This is a genomic window from Bacteroidota bacterium (assembly GCA_018698135.1).
Taxonomy (GTDB): domain Bacteria; phylum Bacteroidota; class Bacteroidia; order CAILMK01; family JAAYUY01; genus JABINZ01.
Genome location: JABINZ010000103.1, coordinates 24,806 through 35,840, shown reverse-complemented (window position 1 = coordinate 35,840; position 11,035 = coordinate 24,806). Strand labels below are relative to the sequence as shown.

Here is an 11,035-nt window from a genome sequence, read left to right as displayed (position 1 = left end):
CTCATAGGATTGACCTGAAAGGAGAGTCTTTACGAAAAGATATTTTGAAGAATTTTGAATGATTTTTTTTAACATTGTATGTTCTTATAGAGTGGCACCATTAGACCGAAATGAGTGGCACGGTTACTCCGAAATACCCATCTTCATTAATAATACTTTCTGTATTACTAATTATTGTAATTTCATGTACTGAAAAGCAAAATATTGAAAACCCTTCTATTAACGTGAAACCATGTATGTGGTTACTAGACTCTATTGTGTCAGTTGAATTTGCGGAAGAATTTGCCATTTTATATAGGGAATTAATAGATGAAGAGTTGGAAGAAGAGAATACAATTGAGATATCAGAGACTGATTCAGTTATTGATTCTGTAGGCATCACTGCATTTTATATAATTAACTTCGATGATGATTTAGGTTGGGTAATTGTAAGTGCTGACTTTAAATATGAACCAATATTAGCATATAATCCTACTGGTAGTTTTGAAACTGTGGAAAAAACGGTGAAAGTGACCACCCTTGACCGTTTTAAATTGACCAGTTTAAATTACTCATTATGAACATCCTAGCTTGGTCAAATAATTTCGGCTATATCTGGTAAATATCTTCGGTTTTTCCACAGAGGGGCTAATTCTCTATCTGAAACAACTTATTATCTTCTGACAATTCTATAATAAAATATTCTTCCTTATTTAATTCATCAGGAAGCTTATCCCTTAAAATTGAAGCTACAAATTGAATATCATTCGTATTCACTAAGTCTGCTATTTTAACAAGTTGATTGTCATGCATTAATTCTTTCTTGTCGTTAAGGATAAAATGCATACAAGGAATATTTTCTTCATCTGCAAAAAAGGTATAAGCAATGTCAAAACAAGATATTTCACCTTGCTTTTTTCCAGAACTAAAATTGGTATTAAAGGCACTAAACTTATAAAGGCGTTGTCCTTTCTTGTTTTTTACTTTATCATACTTTAAAGCATATCTTTCATCATATAGAAGTTCAGAAACAGATGCAAAGTGTTTATTAAATTTATTTAGCTGAAGTTTTACAGTTGCTTCAAAATCATCTGAAAAAAGCTCTTCATCGATAGTCCTCAGAGAATTATTATAGCCTTCAAGATTACTTTCAACTTCATTTAATTGTTGAACAGTATTTTCGTATTCTCCTTTTAATCTATATTTTTCATTTAATTGCCCAATCAAGATTTCAAGTTCTTCAAATGAATCACTCTTTGAGATTATTTGGGACAAATCAGATTCTTTCTTTAAAAGGACTTTCAAATTTTTATTGTGTTGCTCTATTTTTGAGTCTAAAGCAGGCAATTCATTTGAAATAAATTTCTTCTTTTCAGAAATCATATTGTCATGGTATTCAACCATGTTTTCAAAAGACTTTTGAAGTTCCCCAAGAACTTTTGTTGCTTGTTGATATATCTGTCTTAGTTGGTCAATGTCGATACTAGAATTGGAAGCTTCTAATTCTGATAATGTTTCATGTATTAAATCTCGTCTGATATTTAACTTGCTGATTTCAGAACTTTGTTTATTAATGAGATATTTTAACTGATTAAGGGCATCAAGGTCGGCTTCAAAGTTTTCATTCAAATTCAACTTCGATTTTTTAAAATTGAGGTCTTCTATTTCGCTTTCAATTAATGATAACGTGGCTTCAAAAGCTGATTTAGTTTGCACTTTCTCTAACCTTTTTCTAAAAGTATCTTCTTGCTTTATTTTGCTTAATAGTTCCTGTTTGTTATTCCCTTTTGTAAACTCACACCCCAATAAATACAAATGCAATGTTTCATACTCAGCGTCTGAAGTATATCGGTCAAGTGTTTTAAGAGTATTGTTTATGCTTAAATCTTTGTATCGTATATTATGAGATATTATTTGTCTAAGAGTTGGTTTATCTGCTAAATGTTCTGGAAATAGTATTTCCGTAAGCTTTGATTCAAATTCATCTTCAGTAAGACTTGTTTCATTTACTTTTCTAATCACCTTACTTTTAGAACTTAAAAAATTCCTTTCAATAACTAATTCTTGCGCATTTGGGTCATCAATATTTTCTGTCAAACATAGAGTAATTAGAATTTCCTTGTCAATTAAGTAATCCTTTACAAGAGCGTAAACCTCTTTTTTGTTTTCAGGATCTTCCCAAATGTTCTTCTTGTCTGCACCAAAGCAAAAATCAATAAGCTTTAAAACTGTAGTTTTTCCAACGCTATTCCCTGTTATTTGACCCTCACTATTGTCAACGATAAGATTTATTCCTTTTCTAAATACGATATCGCGAATTACAGAGGCTCCTTTTGAAATTGTAAGTGATTTTAAGAACATAATGCGACTCTCCCTTCTTTAACTTCTGCAATATTTGCAATATACAACCAGTCTAGACATAAAATAAAAACAGGAAAGGCTATTTCTTTAATTTGTTTTACTTCTTGAAAAAGATTAATTAAATCAATTTCACTTTTCTTTTGAAGTACCCGTAAAACTATTGCTCCATTATAATAGATACTGTTGTCAGGATGAATATTATCAGGTAGTAGCATAGTTGTAGTTTTGAGGATTATCAAAAATTTTGCAACGAATAAAAGCATCTACAACTAATATGTCAATACATAATTCTAATTCATCAATGGGGATTTCAACAAAATTTGAACTTTCTAATACCTTATTCTTAACTTTCTCCAAAACTGCAGAAAAAACAGAATCAGAATTTCCAATATTTTTCAGTTTAAGGTATTCTCTTTTAATAGTTGCTAAAACCGAATTGCTTTTATTTGCACCTAATGTATCAAATTCAGAATACTTTTCATCAACTTTTTTGTAATAGACACAATACTCATCAATTATGTCTTTTGAATGTTTCAGGTCATTAAATGATATTTTTCTTTCAATTTCAAAGCTGTTTACCGAATCACTCTTATTTGTTTCGTCCCAAGTTTCTTTAGATAAGATATTTATTACAGAAGCAAGATTTGAATCAAGTTTCACAATATCAATTTCATTACCCAATTCATTTTTTATGAATTTATAAATTTCCTTAAGTTCAGGTGCTTGTTTATTTAAAATATCATTTAAAATAGATGTAATATCGAAAATGTCTGATGTTGGAGAAAAAGATAGAGAGTAAGAATTAGTAAACAACTTCTTCCGCAACTCTGATGCATCTTTTGAGATTGATATAAACTTGAATGAATAATTATTATAACTATCCAATATCTTTTTATTTAAAGCAGATTCTATTTTTTGTTTTGTACAAGTTGCTGATACTTGAATTATTATTCTATTCGTATGGTCAATTAGGTCAATTGCTTCAACATTTTGAAGTTTTGAGTTTTGGTTCTCAAGTTTATATCCGTATAATAGATTAAAAAAATGTAGATAGAAGTTCTCTGAATGTAAATGAATATCAAGAAGGTTCAACTTTCCCCTTGTTTCAATTCTCCTTGCTAGAATATGAAGTTTCTCTTCTATGTAATTAAAGTAAGGATTCCTATTCATTTTATTTAAATCATTTGATGCAAATATACTTAATTTGATTTCAACTCACCCCCCCAGACGTAGCACTTTTCCCTCATTGGCTATAACGTAACTATACGTCTACTAATAGATTTTATTCAAAACTAATTAATATTTTAGGATTCTGATAGAATTGAGTTAGAGAACGCATAACATATGCGTTCTAGCTAGGCTTTTTGGAAGATTATTTTAACAGTTTAAATTAATATACTACAATTGCACTTTCATTACATAACTTTTAGCAAGGATAGATGTAAACCACTAATTGATCTTTGGATGAAAATGAAAAGAAGGTCATATTACAATACTAAATGGTACAACTTTTCCAATGTTGTAAAACGTAGAGATGGGTATAGTTGTCTTAAATGCGGGCGAAAAGAACCAAATGTTGTACTTCAGACTCATCATACGACATATAAGCCTGATATAGAGCTTTGGGAATACCCTCATAGTGATTGTATAACTTTATGTAAGGGATGTCATGCCAAGAATCATGGTTTGATAGAACCTGATTATGGCTGGACTCTAATCTCAATATATGATTTGGAAGATTTGTCTGGTATTTGCGAAAGAAAAGGCTGTGGAAAAGAAATTAGGTATGAGCACGTAACATACCATCCTCAATGGGGTTACAAAACTGTTGGCAGCACTTGTATTGAACATTTAACCAGAGAAGATCAATTCATAAGTCATGAAGTCTTAAAAATATTTAAGAAAACTAGTGACTTTGTAAATACTTCAAATTGGCAAAGTGGACTTACAAAGAATAGAAATGAATATATCTTCAATACTCATTCTCATCATCAGATCCGAATTTATGGAAAAGAGAATTATTATTCATTTCAAATTGCACTGAAACAAAAAGGTGAAAAATGGTTCGACTATCATGATTTCATTCCAGCTAAGAACAAGAATCTTGACCAGGTAAAGGAGCTTGGTTATATTGTTCTAAAAGGATTGATAACTGAAAACGAATCGGAAAAGGAATTACTTAGAAATATATATAAAAGAATTAGATAATAAGATACTTCCATACAGCTAACTTAATCTAATTGTACTCAGAAAGCCACTCCCACAAGCTTTGCATGCTCAATAATCAATCCCATATCCTGAGTGAAAAAGTTCGATATTTGTCCCGTCCCTGCTACAATGGCAAAAGCCTCTGATTTTCAGAGGCTTTTGTTTTTTACAGTAATACCAAAAACACTTTAACCACCTGATATTGTAAAACTTGACAGGTTCGATTCCTGTTAAAGTAAATTGCAATTTTTATTATTTCCAGTCACAATATTACCACTTCATGTTTGTCTTTGATTGTTTTACACCAAGTTCTTGAACCAATAATCAAACATTGCTCTAAGAGAAGAAAATCGTATATAAAGTCAAATCTTTCATAAATTTGAGAATTATATATTCAATTATGAAAAGCAAGGGCGATATTATTATTTATCAGACAGCGGAACATGAAGCCATTGTTGACGTTAGGTTTGAGGAAGAAACAGTTTGGTTGACCCAGAAATTAATGGCCGAACTATTTGATAAGGACTCCGATACTATTGGATTGCATTTGAAAAATATTTATTCTGAAGAGGAATTGGAAGAAAGAGCAACTACCGAGTTTTTCTCGGTAGTTCAAAAGGAAGGGAAACGAAATGTACGAAGAAATATCAAGTTTTATAATCTTGATGCTATCATTTCTGTTGGATACAGAGTTAATTCAAAAAGGGGTACACAATTTCGAATATGGGCTACCAACAGGCTAAAAGAACATCTGGTTCAAGGCTATACTATAAATGAGAAGAGATTGCTCCAACTTTCAGAAAATCTGAATGACCTTGAAAATATTATCAAGCAAATTCACAAGACTTCTGAAAACTCTGTATTGAATATTGATGAAGCTAAAGGCTTGTTAAATATTATTAATAATTATACAAGGACTTTTGTACTGATCAACAAACATGATTCAGGCACACTCTTAATTGAAAATACTACACATGAGTTAACCTATATAATTGAATATAAAGAAGCTTTAACAGCTATTGATAAGCTCAAAAAGAGCTTAATAGAAAAAAAAGAAGCATCTGATGTATTTGGGAAACAACTTGGTAGTTCATTAAAAGGGTGTCTGGAAAATATCATTCAAACATTTGATGGTGTTTATCTATATTCAAGTATCGAAGAACAAGCTGCACATTTACTCTATTTTATAATAAAAAATCACCCCTTTGTAGATGGTAACAAGAGAATCGGTGCATTTTTGTTTATTTGGTTTCTTGAAAAAAACAAACACCGTTTTACAGAAAAAGGAAAACTTAAAATTGATGAAAATGGTTTAACGGCTCTGGCATTATTAATTGCTTATAGCCACCCTGACCATAAAGAGACAATGATAAAACTGATTATTAATATGATCAATAAATTTCCTGAATGGTAACAAACAAGAAGCAAATTGAGTGATATGAAATGAGCCCAATTTTTAGAATTAACGAAAACCATTGTGGTCATTACATTAAGAAAAATGTGCCCGCCTGAATGTCATAGTCGGGCAGGCTTTTCCGAAGACCTAGTCCGAAGTTACAGACCATTCATTAATTTATTTTTTAAAGTATTATATTATCAAAGTTATCTGAATGACTCATTATCAGGCTAATATCATTATCAAATCGATAGTTAGGATTATTAGAAAAGTTCGATATTTGTCCCGTCCCTGCTACAATGGCAAAAGCCTCTGATTTTCAGGGGCTTTTGTTTTTTAATAGATTAAGTCTTTCCATGAGACAACTTTACCCAAATTCCTTTCATGATTATCATTGCCAGCATAAACCAGTTGCTTAATTAATTTGTAGCTTTTTGCGTGTTTCTCAAAATAGGAAAGTCCTTTAAAATGCCGTGGCATAATTGTCTGATTGGCTTTTATTTCAGTAATGTAAAGATCGTTTTCTTTGAAATACAGAAGATCAACTTCGTTGCCATGTGAGTCTCTCCAAAACCATAAATCGTTTATTTCATCAAGATGATACATCCTTTTAAAATATTCAGCAATAATTAAATTCTCAAACAGATTTCCTTTAATGGGATGTGTATAAAGATCTTCAGTCTGTTTGATCTTTAAAAGGAAACATAGCAAACCTGTATCATAAAAATATAGTTTGGGAGTTTTTACAACTCTTTTACTGAAGTTTTCATGATAGGGTTGAAGACTAAAAACAATATAACTACTTTCAAGTGCTGATAACCAAGATTTTGCTGTTGGTTGAGTAATTCCAATCTCCCTTGCAATATCATTTAAATTCAATAGCTGTCCAGCACGAATTGCTACGATTCCAAGGAATTTTTTAAAAGAATTCTGATCTCTTATACCAATTATTTGACTTACATCTCTTTGAATATAAGTCTGAATATAATTTGAATAATATGTTCGAGGTTTTATCTTTCTGTCAAATATTGCTGGATAAAATCCGGTAATTAGGTTCGCTAAATAATCTTTGTTTAATATTCCCCCATCCTTCATTTCCAATAGGTCAAAAGGAAATAATTTGAATATTGCTACTCTTCCTGCAAGACTCTGGGTAATCTCCTGCATTAAATGGAAATTCTGCGAACCTGATAGAATATACTGTCCCATTTCATTTGACTCATCCACCTTTGTTTGAATATATGAAAATATATGGGGTACCCTTTGAGCTTCATCGATAATAACTTTTGAAGCATACCTTAATAAAAATCCGTTGGGATCACTGTCAGCAAATGCCCTGTTGTCCGGATTTTCAAGACTTACATAATCATATTCACTAAAGAGATCTTTTAATAATGTTGTTTTTCCCGATTGTCTGGGGCCGGTTAATGCAATTACCTGGTATTTTGTTATCATTGCTAATAAAGAGTGGGCAATGTTCCGTTCAATTTTCATAGTACAAACATACGTTATATCTTGAATTTACACGCTTCTAATTTTGAATATACACATTATTCATTTTTATATTACACAGTTTATATTTTGAATTTGTACATATTGGACTGCAAGTTTACATGATCAATAATTAATCCGACATCTATCATGATATAGTTCGATATTTGTCCCGTCCCTGCTACTAGGACAGAAGCCTCTGATTTTCAGAGGCTTCTGTTGTTTAATAGATTTCTCTAATGAGCTGACAATGTAAATATTGGTGGTTCGATTCCTGTTCAATGTCTTTTGGTTTATTACTATCTTCACCAGAAGATTATTTCTAAATTCTTTTATGGGAGGATGTTAGAAACTTACTGATGTGCATATGCTTTATTCCTTTATAATCCTCTGCAAACTCATCAGCTGATACAACAATCTTCTCATAATTATCTTCTATTCTTAGAAGATTCCCAAATTCTCTTTCTCTAACTTTTTCGTCAGGCAGCAGATAGGCAACCTGTATATATTTGGTTTCATTTCCTTTTTGAGCAACAAAATCAATTTCTCTTTCCTGGTGTTTTCCTATATAAACTTTATAGTCCTCATAGATTAACTGATTATACACCAAATTCTCGAAAATATTTCCTATTTGATTGCCAGTATATGGAATAATGGCATGTTTCAATCCTAAATCGGAGAAAAAGTATTTGTCATTTATCTCAAATCTTTTTTTACCAATGATATCGAGGCGTTGCACTTTATTAATAAAAAATGAGTTGGCAAGAAATTTAAGGTAATTCATAACAGTATTAACTGATAAACTAACTCTTTGTGCTTTTAAAAAATCGCTGATTCTTTTTGATGACACATAACTCCCGAGGTTATCAGATAAATATTCAACCAACCGCTCCAAAAAGTCAATATCCCTGATACTGTATCTTGCTACAATATCTTTTAAAATAATTGTATTGTATATGCTTTTCAGATAACCATATACGATTTCATCATCAAAAGGCAGATGAATTAAATAAGGCATTCCTCCATACCGAATATATTTATTTAAGGCATCATTGTTATTTTCCAATTTATGAATCTGCAAAAATTCATTGAAGGAAAGGCTGCTGATATGAAACTCTATAAAGCGTCCTGAAAGATGTGTGGCCAAATCCCCGGATAACATTTTAGCATTGCTTCCGGTACAATATAAATCAATCCCTTCTACAAGCATTTGCCTTAATGCAATTTCAAATTCATTTATTTCCTGTATTTCATCAATAAATACATAGTTTGTTTTGTTTTTGGATAATTTAGATTTTACATACTGAAATAAATCTTCTGCTTCTTTTATGAACTTAAAATCATTATGCTCCTTGTTGATATAAATAACATGGGCATTTTTATCTTCTTGTTTAATAAAGTCAATAATTTGAATGAGAATAGTTGTTTTCCCAACACGTCTTTGTCCTGTCAGGACTTTAATTATGCTTTTGCCGATAAATGGCTTCACCTTATCCAAGTACTTTCCCCTAATATACGCAGTCTTCATAATGAAATGTTTTTTCAAATATACAGTATAATTTCATTATAATGAAAACAGTGAGTATGGTGGGGAGTTATAAACTGAGAAATTTTAATGAATAGCACCTCCTGTTAGAAAAAAAGGTAAAACTTCATTTTACGAAAACTATTATAACCACTGCATTAAGAAAAATGCGCTTTTCTGAAGGCAAAGTCTGAAGTTACAGACCATTCATTAACTTGTTTTTTGAAGTATTATATTATCAAGGTTATCTGAATGACTCAGTATCAGGCTGATATCATTATCAATTCGATAGTTTGGATTATTAGAAAAGTTCGATATTTGTCCCGTCCCCGCTACAATGGCAAAAGCCTCTGATTTTCAGGGGCTTTTTTTTTTGATGATTTTACATGCAGCCACTTAACTCCCTGAATTAGTATTGTTTGACTGATTCGATTCCCGTTCAACTGTATTTTATTAAACATACCATATAAGAGTTTTGTTAGCCTTGTAAAGTATCGGAAAATAAGAACCCCACACACCTCATTTTTCTTTAAAAAGAACATATTGCAACTATAAGATCATTTATATAATCTTATTTAGTATCTTTGATGCCAAATAAACATTAGATGATACGAGAAATTTCCAAAGATCAGGTATTAGACCGAATTCGCTATGAGAATCCATGGTGGATAGAAGGCGTAATTGAAGCTGATTACAATGAGATGCCACGAAGATTATACTTTGAACTATTTAAGCCATTGGTCAAAGAAAGAGAAATTAGAAGAGCAGTGGTATTGATGGGGCCAAGAAGAGTTGGAAAGACAGTTATGCTCTATCATATGGTTCAGGAATTGATCGAAAATGGAGCAAATCCAAAAAAAATAATATTTATAACCATAGAAAATCCCATTTATAACAATATATCTCTTGAACAACTTTTTATTTATTCAAAAGAAGCTACTGGTCTGACTGATAAATCTGATTGGCACATAATATTTGATGAAATACAATACTGCAGAGATTGGGAGGTACATTTAAAATCACTGGTAGATAGCTATAGAAAAGATAAGTTTATCGTATCTGGTTCCGCAGCAGCTGCCTTAAAGTTTGCAAGTAATGAAAGTGGGGCAGGTCGATTTACAGATTTCTTACTTCCTCCCCTTACCTTTAATGAATACATATCTTTAAAAGGTTTGGACAGACTCATTAAGCCTATACAGCTAAATTGGACTGATAAACAGACAGAATTTTATTCGACAAGTCATTTAGATGAGCTTAACAGGCATTTTTTGGATTACATCAACTTTGGAGGCTACCCTGAAGTTATACTTTCTGAGAGAATTCAAGCGAACCCAGGGCGATATATTAGGCAAGATATTGTAGACAAAGTTATACTTAGAGATTTACCTAGTCTCTATGGTATAAGCGACACAAGAGAGTTATATTCTTTGTTCACAACAATTGCATACAATAGTGGAAGTGAATTTTCGCTTGAGACCTTGAGTAAACAATCACAAGTACCTAAAAACACTTTAAAAAAGTATATCGAATATTTAGAAGCAGCATTCCTAATAAAGCAAGTAAAACGAATTGATCAAAGTGGGAAAAGATTCAAACGAGATAATTTTTTCAAAATTTACTTAACGAATCCTTCATTAAGAAGCGCATTATTTACACCTATAACTGCTACGGATGAAATGATAGGAAATATGGTTGAAACAGCAATATTTGCTCAATGGATGCATAGGGATTGGTTTACACCCTATTACGCCAGATGGAGCAATGGCGAAGTGGATATGGTTGGACGAAGCGATAATACGTTGAAGCCTATTTGGGCTCTGGAGATCAAATGGTCTGATCGATATTTTGAAAAACCAAAAGAATTAAAAAGTTTAATCAAATTTTGTCAAGAAAATAGTATTAAAACACCAATTGTTACGTCAATAAGTAAAGAAGGGGAAGTTGAATTTGCAGACATTCATTTCCAATTTTTACCTTCATCAGCTTATGCATACACAGTCGGGAAAAATACGCTTGACATGAAAATAAATAAATAAACCACTATGGACTTAATGTGCCATGATAACAAATAAGAA

General features: G+C 31.4%; 9 protein-coding genes. 4 read left to right on the top strand and 5 right to left on the bottom strand.

Annotated features, from left to right (window positions below; translation table 11 throughout):
* Window positions 1-110: 110 nt before the first annotated feature.
* Entirely contained in the window at window positions 111-560 is a 450-nt protein-coding gene (locus HOG71_06630) for a hypothetical protein (protein ID MBT5990512.1), read from the top strand.
* A 67-nt stretch (window positions 561-627) separates the two neighbouring features.
* On the opposite strand, the gene HOG71_06625 is transcribed toward HOG71_06630, so the two are convergent.
* Genes HOG71_06625 through HOG71_06615 form a run of 3 tightly spaced genes read right to left on the bottom strand, consistent with a single transcriptional unit; the run spans window position 628 to window position 3,510 of the window.
* Window positions 628-2,340, bottom strand: a complete 1,713-nt coding sequence (locus HOG71_06625) for a DUF2326 domain-containing protein (GenBank protein MBT5990511.1) — start codon at window positions 2,338-2,340, stop codon at window positions 628-630.
* A complete protein-coding gene (locus tag HOG71_06620) occupies window positions 2,331-2,555 on the bottom strand; it encodes a hypothetical protein (GenBank protein ID MBT5990510.1) in 225 nt (74 codons plus the stop codon). The genes HOG71_06625 and HOG71_06620 overlap by 10 nt, the downstream gene beginning before the upstream one ends.
* Entirely contained in the window at window positions 2,542-3,510 is a 969-nt protein-coding gene (locus tag HOG71_06615) for an SMEK domain-containing protein (protein MBT5990509.1), read from the bottom strand. The genes HOG71_06620 and HOG71_06615 overlap by 14 nt, the downstream gene beginning before the upstream one ends.
* A gap of 294 nt (window positions 3,511-3,804) precedes the next feature.
* Here HOG71_06615 and HOG71_06610 point away from each other — a divergent pair, with 294 nt between their 5' ends.
* Window positions 3,805-4,548, top strand: coding sequence for a hypothetical protein (locus tag HOG71_06610; protein MBT5990508.1), 744 nt, complete (start codon window positions 3,805-3,807; stop codon window positions 4,546-4,548).
* A 400-nt stretch (window positions 4,549-4,948) separates the two neighbouring features.
* A complete protein-coding gene (locus HOG71_06605) occupies window positions 4,949-5,962 on the top strand; it encodes a virulence protein RhuM/Fic/DOC family protein (protein ID MBT5990507.1) in 1,014 nt (337 codons plus the stop codon).
* Window positions 5,963-6,280: 318 nt separating this feature from the next.
* Here the strand turns inward: HOG71_06605 and HOG71_06600 are convergent, their stop codons facing one another.
* Window positions 6,281-7,438, bottom strand: coding sequence for an ATP-binding protein (locus HOG71_06600; GenBank protein ID MBT5990506.1), 1,158 nt, complete (start codon window positions 7,436-7,438; stop codon window positions 6,281-6,283).
* A 319-nt stretch (window positions 7,439-7,757) separates the two neighbouring features.
* Window positions 7,758-8,963 (bottom strand): ATP-binding protein, encoded by a 1,206-nt coding sequence (locus HOG71_06595; GenBank protein MBT5990505.1) that lies wholly within the window; start codon window positions 8,961-8,963, stop codon window positions 7,758-7,760.
* A 602-nt stretch (window positions 8,964-9,565) separates the two neighbouring features.
* Between HOG71_06595 and HOG71_06590 the strand changes: the two genes are divergently transcribed.
* On the top strand, window positions 9,566-10,996 hold the full coding sequence (locus tag HOG71_06590; protein ID MBT5990504.1) for an ATP-binding protein: 1,431 nt from the start codon (window positions 9,566-9,568) through the stop codon (window positions 10,994-10,996).
* Window positions 10,997-11,035: the final 39 nt, after the last annotated feature.

Excerpts from the sequence above, each read along its gene's own strand:
- HOG71_06590 (MBT5990504.1), top strand. The coding sequence starts at position 9,566 with ATGATACGAGAAATTTCCAAAGATCAGGTATTAGACCGAATTCGCTAT.
- HOG71_06610 (MBT5990508.1), top strand. The coding sequence starts at position 3,805 with ATGAAAATGAAAAGAAGGTCATATTACAATACTAAATGGTACAACTTT.
- HOG71_06620 (MBT5990510.1), bottom strand. The coding sequence starts at position 2,555 with ATGCTACTACCTGATAATATTCATCCTGACAACAGTATCTATTATAAT.
- HOG71_06630 (MBT5990512.1), top strand. The coding sequence starts at position 111 with ATGAGTGGCACGGTTACTCCGAAATACCCATCTTCATTAATAATACTT.
- HOG71_06625 (MBT5990511.1), bottom strand. The coding sequence starts at position 2,340 with ATGTTCTTAAAATCACTTACAATTTCAAAAGGAGCCTCTGTAATTCGC.
- HOG71_06595 (MBT5990505.1), bottom strand. The coding sequence starts at position 8,963 with ATGAAGACTGCGTATATTAGGGGAAAGTACTTGGATAAGGTGAAGCCA.
- HOG71_06605 (MBT5990507.1), top strand. The coding sequence starts at position 4,949 with ATGAAAAGCAAGGGCGATATTATTATTTATCAGACAGCGGAACATGAA.
- HOG71_06600 (MBT5990506.1), bottom strand. The coding sequence starts at position 7,438 with ATGAAAATTGAACGGAACATTGCCCACTCTTTATTAGCAATGATAACA.
- HOG71_06615 (MBT5990509.1), bottom strand. The coding sequence starts at position 3,510 with ATGAATAGGAATCCTTACTTTAATTACATAGAAGAGAAACTTCATATT.